At 58.3% G+C, this 24139-nt stretch carries 21 protein-coding genes; 7 read left to right on the plus strand and 14 right to left on the minus strand.

The annotated features are described in order from the left end of the window. Nucleotides 1-6: 6 nt before the first annotated feature. The 5 genes from bioD to NLU14_RS01330 all read left to right on the plus strand — a co-directional run bounded on the left by bioD (nucleotide 7) and on the right by NLU14_RS01330 (nucleotide 5822). A complete protein-coding gene (gene bioD / locus NLU14_RS01310; protein ID WP_275704350.1) occupies nucleotides 7-699 on the plus strand; it encodes a dethiobiotin synthase in 693 nt (230 codons plus the stop codon). A gap of 51 nt (nucleotides 700-750) precedes the next feature. Continuing rightward, the gene (locus NLU14_RS01315) at nucleotides 751-996 is read left to right on the plus strand and encodes a flagellar biosynthesis protein FlgE (protein WP_275704351.1); all 246 of its coding nucleotides are present in this window, start codon (nucleotides 751-753) and stop codon (nucleotides 994-996) included. A gap of 162 nt (nucleotides 997-1158) precedes the next feature. After that, a complete protein-coding gene (locus tag NLU14_RS01320) occupies nucleotides 1159-1782 on the plus strand; it encodes a putative metalloprotease CJM1_0395 family protein (RefSeq protein WP_420845014.1) in 624 nt (207 codons plus the stop codon). 237 nt (nucleotides 1783-2019) lie between these two features. After that, nucleotides 2020-3819, plus strand: a complete 1800-nt coding sequence (locus tag NLU14_RS01325; RefSeq protein ID WP_275704353.1) for an acyl-CoA dehydrogenase C-terminal domain-containing protein — start codon at nucleotides 2020-2022, stop codon at nucleotides 3817-3819. Nucleotides 3820-4031: 212 nt separating this feature from the next. Next, nucleotides 4032-5822, plus strand: coding sequence for an acyl-CoA dehydrogenase C-terminal domain-containing protein (locus tag NLU14_RS01330; protein ID WP_275704354.1), 1791 nt, complete (start codon nucleotides 4032-4034; stop codon nucleotides 5820-5822). 77 nt (nucleotides 5823-5899) lie between these two features. Here the strand turns inward: NLU14_RS01330 and NLU14_RS01335 are convergent, their stop codons facing one another. From NLU14_RS01335 to leuS, 5 genes are all read right to left on the minus strand, one after another. Continuing rightward, the gene (locus NLU14_RS01335; protein ID WP_275704355.1) at nucleotides 5900-6535 is read right to left on the minus strand and encodes an endonuclease; all 636 of its coding nucleotides are present in this window, start codon (nucleotides 6533-6535) and stop codon (nucleotides 5900-5902) included. Nucleotides 6536-6723: 188 nt separating this feature from the next. Then, on the minus strand, nucleotides 6724-6987 hold the full coding sequence (locus tag NLU14_RS01340; protein ID WP_275704356.1) for a hypothetical protein: 264 nt from the start codon (nucleotides 6985-6987) through the stop codon (nucleotides 6724-6726). Between the two features lie 89 nt (nucleotides 6988-7076). After that, the gene (gene holA, locus NLU14_RS01345) at nucleotides 7077-8084 is read right to left on the minus strand and encodes a DNA polymerase III subunit delta (protein WP_275704357.1); all 1008 of its coding nucleotides are present in this window, start codon (nucleotides 8082-8084) and stop codon (nucleotides 7077-7079) included. Further along, entirely contained in the window at nucleotides 8081-8653 is a 573-nt protein-coding gene (locus tag NLU14_RS01350; RefSeq protein ID WP_275704358.1) for an LPS-assembly lipoprotein LptE, read from the minus strand. The genes holA and NLU14_RS01350 overlap by 4 nt, the downstream gene beginning before the upstream one ends. A 1-nt stretch (nucleotide 8654) precedes the next feature. Continuing rightward, the gene (gene leuS / locus NLU14_RS01355) at nucleotides 8655-11240 is read right to left on the minus strand and encodes a leucine--tRNA ligase (RefSeq protein ID WP_275704723.1); all 2586 of its coding nucleotides are present in this window, start codon (nucleotides 11238-11240) and stop codon (nucleotides 8655-8657) included. Between the two features lie 312 nt (nucleotides 11241-11552). On the opposite strand from leuS, the gene NLU14_RS01360 reads away from it, so the two are divergent. After that, nucleotides 11553-12107, plus strand: a complete 555-nt coding sequence (locus tag NLU14_RS01360) for a zinc ribbon-containing protein (RefSeq protein ID WP_275704359.1) — start codon at nucleotides 11553-11555, stop codon at nucleotides 12105-12107. A gap of 261 nt (nucleotides 12108-12368) precedes the next feature. On the opposite strand, the gene lnt is transcribed toward NLU14_RS01360, so the two are convergent. The 5 genes from lnt to miaB all read right to left on the minus strand — a co-directional run bounded on the left by lnt (nucleotide 12369) and on the right by miaB (nucleotide 18061). Next, nucleotides 12369-13919 carry an apolipoprotein N-acyltransferase gene (gene lnt, locus NLU14_RS01365; RefSeq protein ID WP_275704360.1) on the minus strand — a complete coding sequence of 517 codons (1551 nt, stop codon included), beginning with the start codon at nucleotides 13917-13919 and terminating at the stop codon, nucleotides 12369-12371. Continuing rightward, entirely contained in the window at nucleotides 13909-14760 is an 852-nt protein-coding gene (locus NLU14_RS01370) for an HlyC/CorC family transporter (RefSeq protein WP_275704361.1), read from the minus strand. Before NLU14_RS01370 ends, lnt begins: the two co-directional genes overlap by 11 nt. Continuing rightward, nucleotides 14757-15230, minus strand: coding sequence for an rRNA maturation RNase YbeY (gene ybeY, locus NLU14_RS01375; RefSeq protein WP_275704362.1), 474 nt, complete (start codon nucleotides 15228-15230; stop codon nucleotides 14757-14759). The genes NLU14_RS01370 and ybeY overlap by 4 nt, the downstream gene beginning before the upstream one ends. After that, on the minus strand, nucleotides 15227-16210 hold the full coding sequence (locus NLU14_RS01380) for a PhoH family protein (RefSeq protein WP_275704363.1): 984 nt from the start codon (nucleotides 16208-16210) through the stop codon (nucleotides 15227-15229). The genes ybeY and NLU14_RS01380 overlap by 4 nt, the downstream gene beginning before the upstream one ends. Nucleotides 16211-16714: 504 nt before the next feature. Continuing rightward, nucleotides 16715-18061: a tRNA (N6-isopentenyl adenosine(37)-C2)-methylthiotransferase MiaB gene (miaB, locus tag NLU14_RS01385; protein ID WP_275704364.1), complete on the minus strand. Its 1347-nt coding sequence runs from the start codon at nucleotides 18059-18061 to the stop codon at nucleotides 16715-16717. Nucleotides 18062-18449: 388 nt separating this feature from the next. Here miaB and trmH point away from each other — a divergent pair, with 388 nt between their 5' ends. Continuing rightward, nucleotides 18450-19190, plus strand: a complete 741-nt coding sequence (gene trmH / locus NLU14_RS01390) for a tRNA (guanosine(18)-2'-O)-methyltransferase TrmH (RefSeq protein WP_275704365.1) — start codon at nucleotides 18450-18452, stop codon at nucleotides 19188-19190. 156 nt (nucleotides 19191-19346) lie between these two features. Here trmH and NLU14_RS01395 read toward each other — a convergent pair whose 3' ends face one another. From NLU14_RS01395 to NLU14_RS01410, 4 genes are all read right to left on the minus strand, one after another. Further along, nucleotides 19347-20363: a nucleoid-associated protein gene (locus tag NLU14_RS01395; protein WP_275704366.1), complete on the minus strand. Its 1017-nt coding sequence runs from the start codon at nucleotides 20361-20363 to the stop codon at nucleotides 19347-19349. 296 nt (nucleotides 20364-20659) lie between these two features. After that, on the minus strand, nucleotides 20660-22318 hold the full coding sequence (gene cysN / locus NLU14_RS01400) for a sulfate adenylyltransferase subunit CysN (RefSeq protein ID WP_275704367.1): 1659 nt from the start codon (nucleotides 22316-22318) through the stop codon (nucleotides 20660-20662). A gap of 1 nt (nucleotide 22319) precedes the next feature. Continuing rightward, complete coding sequence (gene cysD, locus NLU14_RS01405; protein ID WP_275704368.1) at nucleotides 22320-23228, minus strand: sulfate adenylyltransferase subunit CysD; 909 nt, start codon at nucleotides 23226-23228, stop codon at nucleotides 22320-22322. Between the two features lie 165 nt (nucleotides 23229-23393). After that, complete coding sequence (locus NLU14_RS01410) at nucleotides 23394-23798, minus strand: PilZ domain-containing protein (protein WP_275704369.1); 405 nt, start codon at nucleotides 23796-23798, stop codon at nucleotides 23394-23396. Nucleotides 23799-24139: the final 341 nt, after the last annotated feature.

Consider the following 24139-nt stretch of genomic DNA (forward strand, 5'->3'; position numbering starts at 1 on the left):
TGATCTATGGCCAGGAAAAGTTATTTTGTGACCGGTACCGACACGGGAGTCGGTAAAACGCTGGTGTCCGCCGCCATACTGGAAGCAGCCGCCACCCTCGGAAAGCGGACGTTGGCCATGAAGCCGGTGGCGTCCGGTTGTGACGAGACACCGGAAGGGCTGCGCAATGAAGACGCGCTGATACTAATGAAGGCGATGACGGAAACGTTGGCTTACGACCAGGTCAACCCGGTGGCTTTGCGACCGGCCATTGCGCCCCATGTGGCTGCGGCCCAGGCGGGCCGACACCTGACTGCGGAGCGCCTGGTCGGGTTCTGCCGCGGCCTGCAGATGCGCCCTGGGGATTTGTTGTTGGTTGAGGGTGCTGGCGGCTGGCGCGTACCGCTCAACGACCGGGAGACCTATGCCGCCATGCCCGTGGTCCTGGGAATGCCCGTTATTCTCGTGGTGCCCCTGAAACTTGGTTGCATCAACCACGCCTTGTTGACCGCTGAAGCCATTCGCCGCGACGGCCTGCAGATCGCCGGTTGGGTGGCCAACCGGCCGGACGCGGAGGCCATGGACTGTGAACGCGAAACCCTGGACTATCTTATGCGGAATCTTCCGGCGCCCTGTCTGGGCGTATTGCCGTGGCAGCAAGCGCCGGACCCACGCGAGCTGGCCGGGGCCCTGGACATTGCCTTTTTGTTTGAAAATTGACCAGGATTGTGGCTTACTGGTGTCAATATATGGCCATTGGACACTGCTGTTATGATCAACAATACATTGGGAATTGGTATCCAGGGCATCCAGGACGGCATGCAGGGCATGGAAAATGCCGCCCGCAGGATTGCCCGTGGTGGTGTTGATGGTCCCCAGGGTACGGCGGAAGGTGTCGGCGGCCTGGTCGAACCCATCATCGACCTGAAGCTCTATGAGCGCAGCGTTGAGGCGTCAGCCCAGGTTGTGAAAACCGCCGATGAGACTCTGGGTACACTCCTGGATATCAACGCCTGAACCTGTCCGGGCGAGATCACGCCCTTCTGATCTGGCTACTAGATTGCTGACATGACGATTTCGGGTTCCCTTCCGTCGATGGCTCCGACATTTCCCCTGACTTCCACAGGGGCGTCCGGCGTCGTCCCGTTGTCCGGAACAGGTGCTCAGCCTTCCCCCCAGGTGACCGCCACATCTGGTACTGGCTCTGACGAATCCGGTTCCGACCGCCCAGTTGAACAAGCCTCCGCAAATGAGCGCGCCCGCCCGCAGCGCTCGAGCACTGAGAATGCCCGGGGTTTTGATGAGTCCGAACTGGAACAACTGACGGAACTGAAAGCCCGCGACCGTGAAGTTCGTGCTCACGAGGCTGCCCACCAATCGGTTGGCGGGCAGTACACCGGTTCCATTTCCTACGTTTACCAGCGTGGCCCCGACGGTGCCCAGTATGCCGTCGGCGGTGAAGTCTCTATAGATACTTCTCCCGTGAGGGGAGATCCCCAGGCAACGATCGACAAAATGCGAGTGGTCAGGGCCGCGGCCCTGGCACCGGCGGAGCCTTCCTCGCAGGATCGGGCGGTCGCCGCCGAGGCCATGCAGTTGATGCTGCAGGCACAGGTAGAGCTCTCCTCTGAACCGGGGCGCTCTGATGAATCGGGGCAATCCGGTGAGCGCGAGAGAGAGGCCGGCAATGAATCCGCCGCAAGCCAGCCCCGCGAAGTGGCCAGCGCCTACCAGATCATTTCTGGCCTCGGGACCAACGGTGTAACCTCTGATACCGGCCCCTCCTTTCAGGCAACCGCCTGAAAGCAGATCATTTTACAACCCTGGCTGTCCCCCTCTGTCAGGCGCTACCGGATACATTTGCCACAAAACACAACACAAATTTTGATTGCGCCTATTGACAATTCTGTGCCTCTAAACGTATGTTTCAAACAAGTGTTTTATTGGCGCCCGGTATCCTGTCCGTGGCGTATGAGCAAACCCCGAGGCTGAGTGCTGTGACTGTTTCGCAGCTGAGACCGAAAATCTGAGGTGGATTCCATGCCTGACTACAAAGCGCCCCTGCGTGATATTAAATTCGTAATGAACGAGCTGCTGGACAGCGAGCAGCACTACGCCAATCTGGAAGGGGCCGAAGATGCGACTCCGGATATGGTCGATGCCATTATCGGGGAAGGTGCCAAATTCTGTGAGCAGGTGCTGTCTCCGCTGAACCAGGTGGGCGACAACGAAGGTTGTACCTGGAGCGAAGACGGTGTGAAAACGCCGACCGGCTTCAAGGAAGCCTATCAGCAGTATGTGGAGGGCGGCTGGCCGTCCATGACGGCTGACCCCAACTACGGTGGCCAGGGCCTGCCACACTCCTTGGGCCTGGTGATGAGCGAGATGGTCGGAACCGCCAACTGGTCCTGGGGCATGTACCCGGGCCTGAGCCACGGCGCCACCAACACCATCGAAGCCCACGGTACCGAGGAACAGAAGCAGACCTACCTCACCAAGCTGATCAGCGGTGAGTGGACCGGCACCATGTGCCTGACCGAGCCACACTGTGGTTCCGACCTGGGCACCCTGCGTACCAAGGCCGAACCCAACGCTGACGGTACCTATGCCATCACCGGCACCAAGATTTTCATCTCCGCTGGTGAGCACGACATGGCGGAGAACATCATCCACATCGTACTGGCCCGCCTGCCGGGCGCTCCGGAAGGCACCAAGGGTATTTCCCTGTTTATCGTCCCCAAGCAACTGCCCGACGAGGACGGTTCTTCCGGCGAGCGTAACGCGGTTTCCTGTGGCTCCATCGAGCACAAGATGGGCATCCATGGCAACGCCACCTGCGTGATGAACTTTGACGGCGCCAAGGGCTGGCTGATCGGGCCGGAGAACAAGGGCCTGAACTGCATGTTCACCTTCATGAACACAGCCCGCATCGGTACTGCCATCCAGGGTCTGGGTGCCGCCGAGCTTGGCTTTCAGGGCTCACTGGCCTACGCCAAGGACCGTCTGGCCATGCGTTCCCTCAGCGGTGCCAAGAATCCCGAAGGCATTGCGGACCCGATCATCGTTCATCCGGACGTACGTCGCATGCTGCTGACCCAGAAAGCCGTCGCCGAAGGCGCTCGCGCACTGATCTATCTGACCGCGCAGCAGGCCGATATCGTTCACAGCGGCAAGACCGAGGAAGAGCGCAAGGCGGCCGACGAAGCCCTGGGCTTCCTGACGCCGATCGCCAAAGCCTTCCTGACCGAGATCGGTTACGAAGCGGCCAACCTGGGTATGCAGGTATTCGGTGGTCACGGGTTCATCTCCGAGTGGGGCATGGAGCAGAACGTTCGTGACGCCCGTATCGGCATGATCTACGAGGGTACTACCGGCATCCAGGCGCTGGACCTGTTGGGCCGCAAGGTGCTGATGACCCAGGGTGAGTCCCTCAAGGGCTTCACCAAGCAGGTTCACGTGTTCTGCAAGGAAAACGCCGACAACGAACAGCTCAAGGAGTTTGTTGAGCCGCTGGCAGCTCTGAACAAGGAGTGGGGCGACCTGACCATGAAAGTCGGCATGACGGCCATGAAAAACCGTGAAGAGGTAGGTGCCGCCTCCGTGGATTACCTGATGTACTCCGGTTATGCCGTGTTCGCCTATCTCTGGGCTCGCATGGCCAAGGTGGCACTGGACAAGATGGTGGAAGGTACCACCGAGGAAATGTTCTATAACGCCAAGATCCAGACGGCACGCTTCTACTTCAAGCGCATGCTGCCACGCGCCAAGGGGCATGCCGAGAGTATGCTGGCCGGCGCTGACAGCCTGATGGACATGCCGGAAGAAGCCTTCGCCTTCTAAGGCGGGTTTCAGGGAACCGAAAAAGCCCGCTCTCCCAGGAGGCGGGCTTTTTTCATGAAATGGCCGCCGGGACCTCATGAGTCGGGCGCGTCAATAGGGTAGAATACCGACCATAAAAATAACCCTAGCGGACACATAGCCGAGGAAGTGAACAGGGCCGTAGGCCCGGGCACGTTCACTTCGCAGACTGACTGAATTGTGGAGAGTTTTAGATGGCTGATTATCAGGCACCTTTACGTGACATGCGCTTTGTCCTGAATGAAGTTTTTGATGCACCGGCCCTGTGGGCATCGCTGCCGAAAGTGGCAGAGAACGTTGATCCGGACACCGCCGACGCCATTCTGGAGGAAGCGGGCAAGATTACCAGTGGTGTGCTGGCTCCCCTGAACCGCGAAGGTGATGAGCAGGGCTGCAAGTGGAATGACGGTGAAGTGTCCACGCCGGAAGGCTTTCGTGAAGCCTACCAGACCATCGTTGAAGGTGGCTGGAATGGCCTGGGTGGCAACCCGGAGTTTGGCGGCATGGGCATGCCGAAAACCCTGGTGGCCCAGTTTGAGGAAATGATGCAGGCCGCCAATATGGCGTTCGGCCTTGCCCCGATGCTGACTGCTGGCGCCTGCCTGGCCCTGGACGCCCATGGCAGCCAGGAGCTCAAGGAAAAATACCTGCCCAATATGTACGCGGGCACCTGGTCTGGCGCCATGGACCTGACCGAGCCCCATGCCGGTACCGATCTCGGTATTATCCGCACCAAGGCTGAACCCAACGGCGACGGTTCCTTCAGCGTGACTGGTACCAAGATTTTCATTACCTGGGGCGAGCACGACATGGCGGAGAACATTATCCACCTTGTTCTGGCCAAGCTACCGGATGCGCCCAAGGGGCCCAAGGGTATTTCCCTGTTTCTGGTGCCCAAGTTTGCAGTGAATGACGATGGCTCCCTGGGCGAGCGCAACAGCCTGAGCTGTGGCTCCCTCGAGAAAAAGATGGGCATCAAGGGTTCCGCCACTTGCGTGATGAACTTTGATGGTGCCAGAGGCTGGCTGGTCGGCGATGAGAACAAGGGCCTGGCCGCCATGTTCACCATGATGAACTACGAGCGCCTGGGCGTTGGCATCCAGGGCATTGGTGCGGCGGAAGCCTCACTGCAGAGCGCCCGTGAATACGCCCTGGAGCGTATCCAGAGCCGTGCGCCCACCGGTGCCCAACAGCCGGACAAAGCCGCGGACCCGATCCTGGTGCATCCTGACGTACGTCGTATGCTACTGACCATGAAAGGGTATGTGGAAGGTGGCCGTGCATTCTCCACCTACGTGGCCCAGTGGCTGGATATCGCCAAGTACTCAGACGATGATGAGCGCCGCAAACACGCCGAGGGCATGGTGGCGTTGCTGACACCGGTGGCGAAGGCCTTCCTGACCGACCGTGGTCTGGACGCCTGCATCATGGGCCAGCAGGTCTTCGGCGGCCATGGCTTTATCCGGGAGTGGGGCCAGGAGCAACTCGTTCGCGATTGCCGTATCACCCAGATCTATGAGGGCACCAACGGCATTCAGGCACTCGACCTGATGGGCCGGAAGGTTGTTGGCAGCCAGGGCAAGCTGTATGAGTTGTTTGCCGAGGACGTGGCTAACTTCATTGAGGAGAACAGCGGCGATGAAAACCTTCGCCCTTATCTGGAGCCACTGGCCGCGGCTTTCGAGCGCCTGTCCGATGTCACCGAGCACGTCATCAATCAGGCGGGCAATAACCCGGACGCTGTTGGTGCGGCCTCGGTAGACTACCTCGACCTGTTTGGCCTGACGGCGTTGGGTTATATGTGGGCTAAGATGGTGAAAACGGCCGCACCCAAGGCTGAGGGCGATACCTCCGGTTTCTATACCGGCAAGGTGAAGAGTGCCCGCTTCTACTTCGACCGGTTGCTGCCCAAGACGGTAGCGCTTGCAGAAGGCATTCGCAGTGGCAGCGATTCAATGATGGCGCTGACTGCTGAAGAATTCTGAAAAAGCGGTCGGCAGTAAGCAAAAAAGGCAGGCCCACGCCATGGGCCTGCCTTTTTTGATGCCTGATGCTTTCCCCTCTAGAGGTTTTCTATTCGGTCCGGATTGAGGACAAAGGGGTTTTCGTTACCCTGAATGTCGGCGATCTGGCGATGGCGGGTAAGTTCGCGGTCGTCGGGCGGGTCCAACTGGTTCCAGCTTTTGAATACCCGCGAGGCGCCGGCCCAGGGCAGGTCATAAGTGTCCACCATGTAGGCAACCGTCCGGGCAATGTCGCCTTTCACCTTTTGTGGCGGTTCAAAGAACTGCGCGCTTTCGCGAATGCCGCACTCGTCCGGGCTGCTCACATCGCCCAGTTCCTCATACCGGGCGTTGCGCCGGCTCATCTCGATACGGCTGCGAACCGGCACCATGTTGTGAAGGTCCGAAGCGATCTGGCGGTATCTGTCGTTATCGTCGCACTGGCTGCTGGTGCCACAGCCCAGGGCGCTGCGAACCTGGTTCAAGGGGTACACATAACCCTCCGTGAGGACGAAACCCTTGCTGGTAAAGGGAGTTTCACAGAAAAAGGAGTTTCCTCCCTGGGCATAGAGTTTTCCCCAGAACTCATTCTCCACGACTGTCTCCGGGTCACTGAACCGGGTGTTCTGGCTGATAACGAGTGAGGGGATGAGCAATACCGAAAGTGCGACTGAAAATAAGGTTAGGGTTTTCATAGGCCATTTATACCTCTCAGCGCGTGGAAGCGCCTTTGCTGATCGGGCCATGAATGGTTCATTGCCGACCCGATACAGTCAGAAAAATGACGCTTCATTCATCTATATTGAGAAGTATGGCACAGAGGCTCTGTCAGGAAAGAGCCTCATGGTTGGTATTTGTGGCATTCTGTTAACTGGTTAACACTTCACTTCATACGGTTACGAAGGTTTTTGTAGCCCGTTCTCAGGTCCTCGCCCAGCTTTTGGGCTGTCTGACGTGCCTCTTTCGTTGTATCTTCCGCATCGTGCAAGAGATGATCCAGCTTGCTACGGAACCGCTCCCAGTCCTTCTCCAGATCGTCCCATTCATCCTTGACGTCTTCGCGAGCCAGATGCAGCTGGACCCGGGCTTCGTCGCGGTACTGTTTTACTTTTTCCGAGAGTTGTTTCAGTTCGTCCTGGAAGCTCATATCATGCACCTCCTTTGATGGATGATGCTTATACGATGCTACCGAAGGTCGAAAACTGTCAAGCGGGATTGGTGCGTATACGACGCGGGTCAGGCGGGTTTTGCCAGCAGGGTGATCATATCCTGCAGGTAATGCCACGGGGACAGGGGATCGAAGCCTTTCGCGGCCCTGTCGGTGGTGCTGCAAAGCTCCAGAGCGGCATTGAGCTGACGGCGGTTCAGGCGCCGGGCAGCCTGTTCAACGGCCCTGGCTCGCTGGGGCTGGAATACGCCGCGTTTTTTCAGGAAACCGGTGGTGTTCTCACGTTTGGAGGCGGCAATGTGCAGCTCCATGGTGAGGTTAAGATCCCGGGTCAGAACCGCAAGCAACCCCAAAGGGTTTTCGCCCTCCTGTTGCAGCACGCCGACGATCTTGCGGGCGTGGGCAGCCCGGCCGGCCAGGAGTTCCGTCACCAGTTCGAACCCGTTGAAACGGGAGCTGTCCTGTACCGCCTGTTCCACTGTGTCTTCGTCGATGGTCGTGCCGGAGCCCAGTAACGCCAGGCGATCCAGCTCCTGACTTGCTGCCAGCAGGTTGCCCTCGAGGCGTTCCGCCAGGACATCCAGCGCACCGCGGGTGAGGCTGAGGCCATGGTTGCGGGCCCGCTGCTGCAGCCAGCCGGGGAACTTGTCGGTATCGATGGGCCATACCGGCACGTGCACGCCCTGGTTTTGTAGTTCCTTGTACCATTTGCGCCGGGTTTCGGCTGCGTCCAACCGGGCGCTGATCAGCAGCAGTACGATGTCGTCGGGAGGGTTTTGCAGCACGCTTTCGAGAACCGCCCGGCCATCACCCAGTTTTCCGGTGGGCAGGTGTATTTCAATGCGGCGTTTCTCGGCAAACAGGGACAGCGCCCCGAACTCTTCCCCGACGCTGTTCCAGTCCAGTTGCTGGTCGGCATGGAACGTCACCCGGTCCAGAAAACCAGCCTCACGCGCCGTTTTCCGGATCTGGTCACAGCATTCCTGAACCAGTAGGGGTTCATCACCCGATACCAGGTAGACGGGAGCAAGGCCTTTCTGGAGGAGTTGGGGGAGTTGATGGGCCTGGGTTTTCATGACGGCCCGTTGTCTTCGTCGCGTGCCTGTTCGGCTTCCTGTCTGAGCCGTTCTATCCGTGCCCTGTCCAGGGGCGCAAGGCGGAAGATAATCTGCTGGGCAAGGCGGTTATAGAGCTGTTCCTGCAAAGCTTCCTCTTCCCGCTGCTTGGCTAGCACATTGGATTCATCGTAGCGATAGGTTTCGCTGCTGGTCAGGTCGGCTGGCGCAATCAACGGGATGTTGTCGGAAGTCAAAACTTCGATATCGACGGTTTGCCGCAAGGTGTACTCGGCAGCGGCAGCGCGGACGGTGATGGCGCTTGCCCGGCGTTCCCGGCGAAAATTACTGATCTTCAGGACAAACTCAGCGTTTTCAGTGGACTGAAGGTCAATATCGCCCAGCTCCAACTGTTCCCGGACCGCGCCACACAGTTGCGCCGGTATATCGCCGGAGCAATCGACGGCAAGCGGCTGAAGCGCGGATGACACCGGTGGTGCCCCCCGCAGCTGAAACCCGCACCCGGCCACCAGCAGTGACAGGGCCAGGCCAACCATGTAGTGCTTTGCGGAGCTGGCCGGGAGTGCCATATCAGTTCGCCACCACGTTCACCAGTTTGCCAGGCACAACGATGACCTTGCGTACGGTCTTGCCCTCGGTAAAGCGGACGACGTTCTCGTTCTCGAGGGCCAGGGTTTCCAGCGCGCTTTTCTCGATGTTGGCCGGAACATCGGCCTTGGCCCTGACTTTACCGTTGACCTGCAAAACCACCTGGATTTCGCTTCGCACCATGGCGTCCTTGTCGGCTTCAGGCCAGGAGGCGTCAACCACCGGCTCCTCGTGACCCAGTGCGTGCCACAACTGGTGGCAGATGTGGGGCACAATCGGGGACAACACCAACACCGCGGTATCCAGTGCTTCCTGGCGAACCGCCAGGCTCTGGGGCTCGTCGTCGGTCAGCTTGCTGACGTCGTTGAGCAGCTCCATGACCGCAGCAATGGTGGTGTTGAACGTCAGCCGCCGACTGACGTCGTCGCTGACCTTGGCGATGGTTTCGTGGGTCTTGCGGCGAAGGTTGCGCTGGCCTTCACTAAGGCTGGCTGCATCCAGGGCCGGGGCAGCGTCTTTTCCGGTGTGTTCGCTGACCATGCGCCACAGGCGTTTGAGGAAACGGTGGGCACCCTCAACGCCGCTGTCGGACCATTCCAGGGACTGCTCCGGAGGGGCAGCGAACATCATGAACAGGCGCACTGTGTCAGCGCCGTGTTCATCGATAATGGCCTGGGGGTCAATGCCGTTGTTCTTGGACTTGGACATCTTGGTCACGCCACCGGAGACCACCGGTTGCCCGTCGTCCTTGTGAACCGCGCGCACAACCTGGCCCTTGTCGTCCTTCTCGGTGACCACATCCGCCGGGGAAATCCACACCTTGCCGCCGTTGCTGTCTTCGCGGTAATAAGTCTCCGCCAGCACCATGCCCTGGCACAACAGACGGTTAAAAGGTTCGGAACTGTTCACCAGCCCCACATCCCGCAGCAGTTTGTGGAAGAAACGGGCGTACAACAGGTGAAGAATGGCGTGCTCGATACCACCGATGTACTGGTCTACCGGCAGCCAGTAGTTGGCTGCAGCCGGGTCCAGCATGCCCTTGTCGTAATTGGGGCTGCAGAAACGGGCGTAATACCAGGACGACTCCATGAACGTGTCGAAGGTGTCGGTCTCCAGCGTAGCGGGTTGGCCTTCGTAGCTGGTCTTCGCCCATTCCGGGTCGGCTTTGATCGGCGACTGCACGCCGTCCATCTCCACGTCTTCGGGCAGGGTAACCGGCAACTGGTCGTCCGGTACCGGGCGTTCGGTGCCATCTTCCAGCGTCATCATCGGAATCGGCGCGCCCCAGTAACGCTGGCGTGACACACCCCAGTCCCGCAGGCGATAGTTGACCATGCGTTTGCCAATGCCATTCTTTTCCAGATAGTCGGCGATGGCGTCAAAGGCCTCCGCACTGGTCAGGCCGTTGTATTTGCCGGACGATACCAGAATGCCTTTTTCGGTGAAGGCCTGTTCCTGAACATCGATCTCGCGATTGTCGGCGGCGGCAATCACCTGCTTGATCGGCAAACGGTACTTGAGGGCGAACTCATGGTCGCGGTCATCGTGGGCGGGCACGGCCATAAGCGCGCCGGTGCCGTATTCCATCAGCACGAAGTTGGCGACATAGACCGGAATTTCTTCCTGGGTCAGCGGATGGATGGCCTTGTATCCGGTATCAATGCCTTTCTTTTCCATGGTCGCCATGTCGGCTTCCGCGACCTTGCTGTTGCGGCATTGCTCGGCAAATTCAGCCACCTCCCGATAGCGCTCGGCGGCCGCAATGGCAATAGGGTGTTCTGCCGCCACTGCCATGTAGGTCACACCCATCAGGGTATCCGGGCGGGTGGTGTAGACATCCAGTACGTCCTCACGGCCCTTGAGGGGGAACGTCAGTTCAGTACCTTCAGACTTGCCGATCCAGTTGCGCTGCATGGTCTTGACCTGCTCGGGCCAGTCTTCAAGCTGGTCCAGGTCGTTCAGCAGTTCTTCGGCGTAGTCGGTGATGCGGATAAACCACTGGGGAATCTTTTTCTGCTCGACCGGAGCACCGGAGCGCCAGCCTTTTCCGTCAACCACCTGCTCGTTGGCAAGCACGGTCTGGTCGATGGGGTCCCAGTTGACGGTCGACATTTTCTTGTACACCAGGCCTTTTTCATACAGGCGGGCGAAGAACCATTGTTCCCAGCGATAGTAGTCCGGCTTGCAGGTCGCCAGCTCGCGGTTCCAGTCGTACCCGAAACCCAGTTGCTTGAGCTGGTTTTTCATGTAGGCAATATTGGCGTGAGTCCACTTCGCGGGCGCGGTCTTGTTGGCAATGGCGGCATTTTCAGCGGGCAGGCCGAACGCGTCCCAGCCCATGGGCTGCATCACGTTCTTGCCCTGCATACGCTGGTAACGGGAGATCACGTCGCCGATGGTGTAGTTGCGTACGTGCCCCATGTGCAGTTTGCCGCTGGGGTAGGGGAACATGGACAGGCAATAGTATTTTGGCTTGCCCGGCTCTTCCTTCACTGTGAAGGTGTTATTTTCTTCCCAGTAGGTGCGGGCCTTCTGTTCAACGTCGCGGGGATTGTATTGCTGGTCCATTCCTGCCATTACCAAAGTTACCCTGTATCAAAAAGATGTGCGAAGCGGCCGGACATTCTAACGCACACAAGGCTTAACAGGTAGCCTGCCAAATTCCCGATACTGTGCCAGACTTACAGTTATGGTGGAGGGCAGAGCGGGTATGGCTGTCCAGGGCACGCTGTGAATACGTCCCTGTACGCTTGACAAAAACATCCATGTTTTTGACATCCCTGGACAGCCATACCCGCTCTGCCCCGGACCTTGGGAGTCAGCCTTACAAGGCCACCCACAGCCCGGCGCCGCACCTGTAACCGGTATAAAGGAGCAGTCATGACCGAACCAGAACGCAATCATCTCTCAGGCAAGGCCCTTGAAGCCTACGACCGCATGCTGGAACGGGTTCAGGCCCGGCTCAGCGACATGGAAAACACCACCCGCGATACCCTGAAAGAGGAAATCGAGCGGGCGGTGGAGTTTGAGTACGAACTGGAAGAGATGACCCGCGAAGAGGCGGACCTGCTGGGTGCATACCTTCAACGGGACCTTGAACACCTGCTGCATTTCGTGGAGGAAACCGGCGAAGGCCTGAAGGATTGGTTGCAACTGGATATATCCCTGCTGGAGCACCAGCTGGCGGACATGCTGTTCTCCGTGGCGGACAAGACCAGACTCGACACACTGGAACTGAACCAGAAACTGGAAAACCACGAGCCCAGCCAGTACATCAGCGGCGAAGTGGCAACAGCCGGCATGTTCAAATGCCTAAACTGTGGCCACATGCGCTGCCTGACAGCGACAAGCCACCTGGAACCCTGCGACGCCTGCGGCTCCCACTACTACGAACGTGTCACCAGCCGCTGGCCCCGGAAGTCGGAGCAAGAGTAGGTCGGCGTAGGTGTAGGTCGGATTAGCGAAGCGTAATCCGACAAATGGTGTCCGCCTCTGACTGGGTGTCGGATTACGCTTCGCTAATCCGACCTACGGGAGTGCAGAGCAGAGTCAGAATGGCCATGGGGTGGGGGTGCCTTTTCTGCCAGAAAAAGGTGTCCGAGCGCAGCGAGTTCTTTTTCCAAAGAAAAGGCACCCCCACCCCGTGGCCAGGCACGAACAAGGCAGGCTACCCGTTTGCCCCAAAGCTTAACAAAGTCAGCTTTTCGGAATCACCCGCACCCGAACAAAAACAATAAGAATCGCAGCCAACGTCAGCACCGGCCAGGAGCCGGACTGCATATAGGGCGTATTACCCTCGGCCACATAGACTTCGCCAGTAAGCACTGCACGCTCAAACTGGGGAATGGTTTCCTGGATCTGGCCCTTCTGATCGATGATGGCGGTAACGCCGTTGTTGGTGCCACGGAGCATATATCGCCCCGTTTCCAGTGCCCGCATCCGTGCAATCTGCAGGTGCTGCAACGGGCCGATGGAGTCGCCGAACCAGCCGTCGTTGCTGATGGTCAGTAGCAGGCCACTGTTGCGGGCATTGGTAGCCACGAAATCCGGGTAGGCCACTTCGTAGCAGATGAAAGGCATGATGTTGGTGCCGTTGGCATCAAGCGGCGCCTGGTTGGCTGGGCCACGGCTGAAACTGGACATGGGCAGGTCAAAGAAGCCGATCAGGCCGCGGAGCCACTGCTGCAGCGGCACATACTCGCCGAAAGGCACCAGCTTCTGTTTGTGGTAGATACCGCCGCCATTGCCGATAGCCATGATGCTGTTATGGAAAGTGAAATCCTCAATACGATCGCTGAAGCCATACCAGGGAATGCCGGTAATCAGAGTGCTGTTTTCCCCCAGTTCCTCACCGATGTGGTCGATGATCTTTCCGGCCTGGTCCTGGGGGATGGGGATGGCGGTCTCCGGCCAGAGGATCAGGTCCGTATCCCAGTGGTTTTCCGTCAGCTCCAGGTAGGCCACGATCTGGTCCCGGAGAAAATCCGGGTCCCACTTGATCTGCTGGGGGATGTTGCCCTGCATGGACACGAACGTGGTGGGTTCTTCGTCAAGTGTCGTCCAGTTGACGTTGGAGAGAACAGGGCCGGTAATCCAGGGTAGCAGGGCCACAGCGGCCACAATGGCGGCGCTGGCATAGCGCGTATTCCTGGCCAGCCACCAACAGGCAACGATCGCGCCGCCGGTAACAGTGATCCAGAAGGTGACACCGTAAACGCCAATCACGGGAGCGAATCCGCCCAGGGGGCCGTCAACATGGGCGGTGCCCAGATAGAGCCAGGGAAAGCCGGTCAGCAGCCAGCTCCGAACCCAGTCGCCGAGGATCCAGATTGCCGGAAACAGGATCAGCCGCCTGATGGGGTTGTCCTTCGCCAGCTTACCCCAGGCCCAGAATGCCAGGCCGTGGAACAGGGCGAGCCCCGCCACGAAGATAACCGTGAGGATAATGGCCAGGGGCACGGAGGTGTTGCCGTGCTCACTGATGCTGATATAAACCCAGCTCGCGCCGGTACCAAACAAACCCAGTCCCGCAAGCCAGCCGGCCCGGAACAGCTTCTGCGGGGCCAGGGGCAGGCAGCAAAGCAGGATCAGTGCAACAGACAACGGCCCCAGCCACCACCAGTTGAATGGCGAGAAGGTCAGGGTCTGCAGAGCGCCGGCGATCAGAAGAGCAACGGCGCGCAGCCAGGGTCGTTCAGAAAAGGGCGATGTCAGCACGGTGGTTTGGGGTGTTGTGTTACTGGTCATCACCACGCGTTACCTGCAGCAGACGGATGACACGGTTATCGGCATTGGCAATGGTGAACTGCAACCCGCCAAACTCCACCGACTCGCCCCGTCTGGGCAGGTGACCGAATTCCTTGAGCACAACGCCACCGATGGTGTCGAACTCTTCCTCGTCCAGCTCGGTTTCAAAGAATTCGTTGAAGTCGTCCACCGGCGTTACGGCCTTGACGGCGTAGGTGCCGTCACCACGGGCCTTGATGTGGGTTTCTTCGTCGAAATCGTGCTCATCCTCGATTTCGCCCACAATCTGTTCCAGCACGTCCTCGATGGTGATCAGGCCGGCAGTGCCGCCGTATTCATCCACCACAATGGCCATGTGGTTCCGGGTTTCCTTGAATTCCTTCAGCAACTGGTTCAGGCGCTTGCTTTCCGGCACGAAGGTGGGCGGACGCAGGATTTCGCGGATGCGGTTCCAGTTGAGGTCGTTGTTCAGGGCCAGGGGGAGCAGGTCCTTGGCGAGTAGCACGCCAATCACATCGTCCTGACTGTCGCCAATGACGGGGAAGCGGCTGTGGGCGGAGGAGATGATTTCGCCCAGGAATTCTTTCGGATCCTGGGATGCCTTGACGGTGACCATCTGGGAGCGGGGAATCATGATTTCATCCACCCGCATGTCGATCACCTGCATGGCACCTTCGATGATGCTCATGGCATCAGTATCAATGATGTCCTGGGACTCGGCGTCCCGCAGGATTTCCAGCACGTCCTCGACGGACTCAGGCCCGCTGGAGAAGGCCTGTGATATACGCTCCAGCCAGGACTTGTTACTGCCCTGACTGCGACTCGACTGATCGTCGTTCATGAGTCTTTTTCCGTTTCCTCTGTCTCGTAAGGATTGCTGAACCCGAGTTGCCCAAGCAACCGGATCTCGAGGGCTTCCATGACCTCGGCATCGTTATCGTCAATGTGGTCGTAGCCCTGAAGGTGCAACATGCCGTGCACCACCATATGGGCCCAGTGTTCCGTCAGTGTCTTCTGCTGCTCGGTGGCTTCTTTTTCAACAACCGGGGCGCAGATGATCAGATCACCGGCCAACGGAACCGTTATACCGGCTGGCGCTTCAAATGGGAAGGACAGGACATTGGTTGGCCCGGATTTCCCACGATACTGGCTGTTCAGCTCGGCACTTTCATCGCTGGCAACGATACGAATCGTCACCTCGGATGGATTCTCACCCAGCCACGCTGCCTGTGCCCAGCGCTCAAAATCGGCGTCGGAAGGCGCGCCCGGTGCCTCGACAATCCGCTGTAAATCCACTGTCAGTTCATTCACTGGCCCGTGGCACTCCCGTCATCAAAGGAATCATAGGCCTCGACAATCCGTTGGACCAGTGGATGACGCACCACATCCCGGGCCTCGAATCGAGTGAATCCAATACCGGACACCTTGCTCAGCACCCCCGCCGCATGAATCAGGCCGGAATTCTGGCCCCGGGGCAGGTCCACCTGGGTGGTGTCGCCGGTGATCACCGCAGTGGAACCAAAGCCGATCCGCGTGAGGAACATCTTCATCTGTTCGCGGGTAGTGTTCTGGCTTTCATCCAGGATGATAAACGAATTGTTGAGGGTGCGACCGCGCATGAACGCCAGCGGCGCGATCTCGATCACGCTTTTCTCGATCAGCCGGGTGACATGGTCGAACCCCAGCATTTCGTAGAGCGCGTCATAAAGCGGGCGAAGATAAGGGTCCACCTTCTGGGCCAGGTCACCGGGCAGGAAACCGAGCTTTTCTCCGGCCTCTACGGCGGGCCTGACCAGCAGGATGCGCTTCACCTGCTCGTCTTTCAGCGCTTCCACCGCACAGGCCACCGCCAGCCAGGTCTTGCCGGTACCGGCCGGGCCAATGCCAAAGTTCACATCGTGGGTGCGTATGTTGTGCACGTACTTCTGCTGGTTCTCGCCCCGGGGTTTGGCCTGTAGTTTCGGGGTTTTGATAACCGTGACAGCGCCCTTGTAGGGCACATCCTCCGCCAGCCGCTCGAAGCCGGTCTCGCGGATAAACAGGTGAACCATGTCCGGCGAAATATCGTCATTGGCCTCGGTTTCCCGGTACAGGTGCCGAATAACTTCGGTGGCCGCAGCCACATGCTCGGTTTCACCTTCCACCCGGAAATGATGGCCACGACGGCCCACCTTCACGTTCATGCGCCGCTCGATGTGCTTCAGGTGCTCATCGAACTGGCCGCAAAGGGTGGTCAGTCGGTGCTGGTCCACCGGATGCAGGTCAAATTGTCTTGAGTCGTTGGTTTTCAAACAGTCTCCGGTTGTGTTTTGACTCCCCTCTGGTTGTGTCTTCGGGGAGATTGCTTTTCTTGCATTGTGCGATGGACGCTGGGCGGGACGGCTTTCCAAAAAACGCCTGTGAATACGTCCCTGTAGGGCTCGGTCGCGCCATCCCTGGCGCTCCACGTTTTTGGAAAGCCGTCCCGCCCAGCGTCCTTATGTTTATGTGCAGGCCCGCTTGTACAAATACAAGTAGGTCGGATTAGACGAAGTCGTAATCCGACAAATGTCGGGCCATTTGTGAATCTCGCGGCCATTGTTGGATTGCGCTTTGCTTAATCCAACCTACGTTTACTCCGTTTGGACTGCAGACACGGAAAGAGTCCGCGGAGAGTGGTGGGTGCCTCCTCCCAAAAATGTGCGGAGCCATGGATGGCGGAGCCCAAGCGCACACGGATGTGCTTGTAGCGTTTTTTGGGAGGAGGTACCCACCACTCGGCAACCACCAAGCCCTGGACGAATGGGAGCCCAGCCCTAAAACATCTCCGAGCTAACAGGAACCCCGCGAAGAGAATTAGGCATAGCCTCCCGAATCTCCACATCAATAAAGTGCCCAACCACCTCCGGATTCTCATGCCGGAAGTTTACAATACGGTTGTTCTCAGTACGGCCCGCATACTCACCCGGGTCCTTCTTGGACAGGCCCGTAACCAGGATACGCTGGGTCGTGCCCACCATCTTGCGACTGATGTCCATCACGTTCTGGTTCAGCCGGTCCTGGAGGATGCTCAGGCGCTGCTTCTTCACCTCCATAGGCGTGTCGTCCGGCAGGTCTGCCGCCGGAGTGCCGGGCCGGGCGCTGTAGACGAAGCTGAAGGACATATCGAAACCGATATCGTTGATCAGCTTCATCGTGTCTTCAAAGTCTTTTTCCGTTTCACCCGGGAAGCCAATAATGAAATCCGAGGAGAAACTGATGTCCGGGCGGATCTTGCGCAGGCGGCGGAGTTTGGATTTGTACTCCAACGCCGTATGGCCGCGCTTCATGGCCGCCAGAATACGGTCGGAACCGCTCTGGACGGGTAAGTGCAAGTGGCTGACCAGCTCCGGCACCTGCTCATAGACCTCGATCAGCGAATCCGAGAACTCCACCGGGTGGGACGTGGTGTAACGGATGCGGTCAATGCCGTCGATTGTGGCGATCAGAGTCACCAGTTCGGCCATGTCCATCACGTCGCCATCGTGGGTTTCGCCACGGTAGGCGTTCACGTTCTGACCCAGCAGGTTCACCTCGCGCACGCCCTGACCGGCCAGGTGCGCCACTTCCGCAATCACGTCGTCCACCGGGCGGCTGACTTCCTCACCGCGAGTGTAGGGCACCACGCAGAAAGTGCAGTACTTGCTGCAGCCTTCCATGATGGATACAAAGGCTGAAGGGCCATCGGCGCCGGGGTCTGGCAGGTTGTCGAATTTCTCGATCTCCGGGAAGCTGACGTCCACCACGCCCACGCCGTTACCCTTGGCACGCACTTCGGTGATCATGTCCGGCAGGCGGTGCAGGGTTTGCGGGCCGAAGACCATGTCCACGTAGGGCGCGCGGTCGATGATGGCCTGTCCTTCCTGACTGGCCACGCAGCCGCCCACGCCGATAATCAGGTCCGGTTTGCTGTTTTTCAGTTTTTTCCAGCGACCCAGTTGGTGGAACACTTTTTCCTGGGCTTTTTCCCGGATAGAGCAGGTATTCAGCAACAGAATGTCGGCGTCGTCCGGCGAGTCCGTCATTTCGACAGCTTCGCCGGTTTTCAGCAGATCCGCCATTCTGGACGAGTCGTACTCGTTCATCTGGCAGCCATGGGTCTTGATGTACAGCTTCTTGGCCATGTTTCTCAACGTCTTTGGTGCATGGTGGTGTGTGATATGCGCCGGGAGGTTGGGGTTGGCGCTTAAAAAAGTTAGCTGGCCATTATAACGGGGTGATCAATCCGCAACCACCTCTGTCTCGGCAATCCTCTAAATCGCTTGTGGTATTATTCGTTTTCCTGGGCTCGGGAGTTGAAGCGGTTGGGGCGAGGCTTTCCAAAAAACGCCCGTGAATACGTCCCTGTAGGGCTCGGTCGCGCCATCCCTGGCGCTCCACGTTTTTGGAAAGCCTCGCCCCAACCACTTCCCCGGCTGACGTGCAAAACCTCATCCACGTAGGTCGGATTAGGCAAAGCCGTAATCCGACAACCGAAGCCTGAAACACCACTGATCACTAACCAAAACTCCAATGACCCCCGAACGCCTAGCCCGAATCAAACAAACCCTAAACACCCGCCAACCAGACCTCCGCGTCCTCACCGACCAGGTCCACAAACCCCGCAATCTCTCCGCCATCATCCGCTCCTGCGACGCCTTCGGCCTGGCCAACATGCACGTGGTATGGCCGCGGGAAGGCTTCCGCGCATTCCGCAAAACCGCAGGTGGCAGCTACAACTGGGTGACGACCCATACCCACCCGAACATGGATGATGCGGTGTCGACGCTAAAAGGGCAGGTGCACAAGCTATACGCAGCGCAGCTGTCGGACAGGGCGATTGATTACCGGGAAGCGGATTTCACCGTGCCCTGCACGGTGATCATGGGTAACGAAGTAGACGGCGTCAGCGACAGCGCCGCCGAACAGGCAGACGAGCACATCGTAATTCCCATGATGGGCATGGTGGAATCCCTGAACGTCTCATCAGCCTGCGCCATTATCCTTTCCGAGGCACAACGGCAGCGCAAACTGGCCGGGTTGTATGACAATCGGCGGCTACCGGACGAAGAATACAACCGTCTGCTATTCCGTTGGTGCCAGCCACTCGTAAAACGCTACTGCGACGACCGCAACCTGCCGTACCCACCCATCGACCCGGAAACCGGAGAACTGGTCGACGGCGTAGGCTGGATGCGAGAAGTCCGAAAACTGAGGGCAAATCGTCCACGTTGGACCGACACAAACCCGGTCACAACCAACGAAGCGGAATAGAGCAGGCAAAACTGAAAGCCTTGATCGGTCCCGGTGTGGGGGAGCATTTTCTGCCGGAAAAAGGTGTCCGAGCGCAGCGAGTTCTTTTTCCAGAAGAAAATGCTCCCCCATGGCGGGACCAGCCCCCAAGCCCCTCAGGCTAGACGATCAGCAATGTCAATCCTCGCGGCCTTCCAAGTAGCGCTGCAACTGCTCCCGCAAAGCCTTAGGCAGCTTCGTAATAGTCAACGCGTCGTTGTCACGGTCATAGTAAACCGCCTGATTAACCAGATCGGAAGAAAACGACACACTCATACCGCCCCCAGACCCCGCAATCCGAACCAGCTTCTTCACCTTGCGATGATCCGGATGCAACACCCCGCTCTCAGGAAGCTCAGCCGTCTCACTGGCAAACTCCTTGAACCGCTGCGGCTGGTCCTCATCCAGATACCCCGACAGCGCCTCAATCGCCACCGGCTCGCCCAGCGCATGCTGCTCCTTGGAAAACTCATAGGCCCGCGCCCGAATCTTACCCGCTTCCTCCGGCTCGGAAGACTTGGCAAACGCCTCCACCGCATCCATGAACGTCAGGGTTTCCTTCTCCACATCCACCTGGTTCGTAAAGCCACACAGCCGGATAAACAACTCACCCGGCTCACCGCTGCCACGGGCGTGAACCAGCGTCAGATAATTCTCCGCGGCGTTCTCACCCTGCCAGTCCTCCAGCTCAATACGCACCGCCAGATTCAACCGGGACAGGCTGAGCACATCCGTCGTGTCCAGCGACTGCTGGCCGTCAAACCGCAAAGCACTGTCGCTCTCCAGCACCAGAAGATACATCACCTCCCCATCCGCAAGCGCCTCGTGCACCAGCATCAGATGCCCCTGATGCTCCTCCTGGCTGCCGTTCAGCAATTCCTGCCACTGGCCGAAAATACGGTCGGTCAGGGACGTGAAGCTCTGCTTGTCTTCCAGATAGTCCTTAAGCCAGGCACTGAAAGGCGACTCGCCAATGTCTTCTGAGAAACGACCGTACTTCTTGCCCGGTTTGCTGTTGAACAGACGCTTCATCTGCTTGTGAAGGGCCTCATAGTCGCCACCGGGCTCGGGCAGGGCCTCGCCGGGGCGGACCTGGGCTGGTTGGCCGGGTTGAAGCTGGCTGGCGTAGAGGGTGCGGAGGTGCTTGATGGCCATGGAGTTTTCGGATCCTTGCTTGGTAATACGTGAGAGGCTCTGAGGGTAAACCTTCAGGGGTAGGGATTGTAATGGATTTTGTAGGGTTTTGGGGGAAGGTTGGGGTTGAGGGGAGGGTGAAACCAATTTGTCGGATTACGGCCCTTTGGGCCTAATCCGACCTACGGGGGAGAGATATGAACAATGTGCGATCGGTCACGGGGTGGGGGTACCTCCGCCCCGGGACCAGCCCCCAAAACGAATCAGCCCCCAAGGTCCAAGACTATGGGGGCTGTGCTCAGGTCCCGAAAGCGAGGTTAAACCCGCTTATGCCGCATCAGGTCCTGAAGCAGCGTATTAACCGCTTCCGTAATGCCCTGATCGTCGTCCGCGGAAACAGACGCCGAGGCCACATCCGTACCCAGGTTCACCGCAATGGCAATCAGGCCATGGGTGCTGATTACCTGGGCGGCGCGGCGCCTGTCGTCGGCATCGCCGGTATTGTCCTCGCTCAGCACCACGGACGTCTTACCCTGGTCAAACAGAGCCCGCTCAACCGCCAGGGCCAGAGCCGTGGCCTGCTTGCCGTTACAGGCAATAATGGCAGGCTTCTGTGCCAGCCGGCGCTGGCGTTCCTCGCTGGTTACCGGGTCAAGCGACTCAACCGTACCCGCCGTGCCGGCAATCATGCCCGCGCCAATGGTTACGTTGGTCAGCCGGTCAATGACAATGAAGCTGCCCGTGGCGTGATTGCGTGGGTAGGCATCAAATGCAATAGGCTGGCTCAGAGTCAGCTCACACAATCCGATTTCGTTCAACTGAAGGGCAGAAGGGTTGTCGTTCTTCTCCAGAGTGTTGACGTCAGTCTGGTGATGAATCTTCTTCACCGTACCGGAGGTGAACGTAGGGCCAAGCTTGATATCGTACAGGCGACCGGTTTCCAGCGGCCCATCGGTCATCCAGACAATATTGGCGGTAAAGCGGTTACCCACTTCCGGCTCGTCCTCGGCCTTCACCAGCATATCGCCGCGGCTGACATCAATCTCGTCGGTCAGTGTCAGTGTCACTGCCTGGTCGATGTAGGCTTCGTCCAAGTTGCCGTCAAACGTCACCACATCCTTGACAGTGCTGGTGCGTCGTGAGGGCAGGGCCATCACCTTGTCGCCAGGGCGAATCACACCGGAGGCGATGGTGCCGCAGAAGCCACGGAAGTTCAGGTTCGGACGTGTTACGTACTGCACCGGGAAACGGAAGTGCTCCAGGTTTTTGTCATGGGAAACCTGAACCGTCTCCAGGATCTCCATCAACGGCTGGCCGGTAAACCAGGGCGTGCTCTCACTCTTGTTGACGACGTTGTCGCCTTCCAGAGCGGAAATTGGCACAAAGCGAATATCCTTCAGGCCCAGCTTGTTGGCGAAGGCCAGATAGTCATCCTTGATTTCATTGAAGCGCTCTTCGCTGTAATCCACCAGGTCCATCTTGTTGATGGCCACCACGATATGGCGAATGCCCAGCAGGGACGCAATGTAGGAATGACGGCGAGTCTGTGTGAGCACACCATGGCGCGCATCGATCATCAGGATTGCCACCTGGGCGGTGGATGCGCCGGTGGCCATGTTGCGGGTGTACTGCTCATGGCCCGGGGTATCGGCAATGATGAACTTGCGCTTGTCGGTGGAAAAATAGCGGTAGGCCACATCAATGGTGATGCCCTGTTCCCGCTCTGCCTGCAGGCCGTCCACCAGCAGGGCCAGGTCCAGCTTCTCGCCAGTGGTGCCCATCTTGGCACTGTCGGTCTTCAGGCTCGCCATATGGTCTTCGTAGATCATCTTGGTATCGTGCAGCAGGCGGCCAATCAGGGTGCTCTTGCCATCATCGACACTGCCGCAGGTCAGCAGGCGCAGCAGTTCCTTGTTCTCATGTTGCTTCAGGTAGGCCTGAATATCTTCTGCAATCAGATCAGACTGGTGTGACATCTTAGAAGTACCCTTCCCGCTTTTTCTGTTCCATGGAGCCTGCCGAATCGTGGTCAATCACGCGGCCCTGACGTTCGGAGCTGGTGGCCAGCAGCATTTCCTGAATGATCTCCGGCAGGGTGTCTGCCTCGGATTCAATAGCGCCGGTCAGCGGGTAGCAGCCCAGGGTACGGAAGCGGATGGACTTCATCATTGGCTTTTCGCCTTCTTTCAGCGGCATGCGGTCGTCGTCCACCATGATCAGCGTGCCGTCGCGCTCTACCACCGGGCGTTTGGCGGCGTAATAGAGGGGAACGATCTCAATGTTTTCCAGGTAGATGTACTGCCAGATATCCAGCTCGGTCCAGTTGGACAGCGGGAAAACGCGAATACTTTCGCCTTTATTGATCTTGCCGTTGTAGATGTTCCACAGCTCGGGGCGCTGGTTCTTCGGGTCCCAGCGGTGGTATTCGTCGCGGAAGGAATACACACGCTCCTTGGCGCGGGATTTTTCCTCGTCCCGGCGGGCACCACCAAAGGCGGCATCAAACTTGTACTTGTCCAGGGCCTGTTTGAGGGCCTGGGTTTTCATCACGTCTGTGTGCTTGGCACTACCGTGGGTAAACGGACCAATACCCTGCTTGATGCCGTCCTCGTTCTTGTGAACGATCAGGTCCAGGCCGTATTCCTTCACCTTGCGGTCACGGAATTCGATCATGTCCTTGAACTTCCACGTGGTATCCACGTGCATCAGCGGGAAAGGTGGCTTACCCGGGTAGAAGGCCTTGCGCGCCAGGTGAAGCATCACCGCGGAGTCCTTGCCAATCGAGTAGAGCATGACCGGGTTGTCGAATTCGGCTGCGACTTCCCGGATGATATGGATGCTTTCAGCTTCCAGCTGTTTGAGATGCGTCAGGTTGTAAGTGGTCATCGTATCCTGTTACCGCGTTTGCGTGCCTATAGATTAGAAAGAGGCTGGGCGTGTGAATGCGGCAATGATACCAGATCAGGCCATGGCATAAGAAGCCAGGTAACTAGAGTTTACTGCTATAACAATATAGCGGCAGGGTAGTCGGGCAGGGTCTGCCCGTTGATTTCAGGGAGGAGAGTTGGAGAGCAGTTTGCTGACGTAATTGTCCACGTAATCGAAACCATTGCCCTCGAATTCGGCGAACTGGATTCCGAGTTGGAACTGATCGCGGGCGATGCGGCGCATGTGGACGATGTTGCCGCCGGCGATGACGGAAACAGGCTGGTTGGCAACGACCGGCACGGTAAAGGTGGTGGTGACGGAAATCCAGTTGCCGGGCGCCGGGGTTTTATGGCCGGGAACCAGTTTGCCGACTGCATCCTGGTCGCACAGAATCATAATGCCGGTGCGGGAGATGTTGGACACTTTGCAGGTAAGGCAACTGCCATCGGTTTTTTCGATACGGGCTTCGGTGGCAACATCAACGCGTTGTTGGTTGCGAAGGTTTGGCTTGGCGGCAACTGGTTTCATACGCATTCTTCTGGCATCTCTGGTTTTAAAGCAGGCTGCCTTACCCATCGTTCAGTCCTTTTTATACTCGCTGTTGCGCTTTGTCATATACGCAAGAAAACGCCGCAGAACGTCATGACATTTTAACATGACAGGTGCGGGGCAACGGCAAGCGCTTATTGTTTCGGCCTTAACTTCCTGAAAGTCTAGTTGTTTGTTTGGTGGTCAGCAAGTTGCCTGTCGTCAAAACTGTCAGATTTGTGAACTGAATGTGAACATGGCGTCATCGATATTGATAGACACCCCCTTCCGGTGGCTGGGTTTTCGGCGCACACGTCACTTACGGCGCCTGAGTGGCTGAG

The organism is Marinobacter iranensis, from assembly GCF_029207565.1.
Taxonomy (GTDB): domain Bacteria; phylum Pseudomonadota; class Gammaproteobacteria; order Pseudomonadales; family Oleiphilaceae; genus Marinobacter; species Marinobacter iranensis.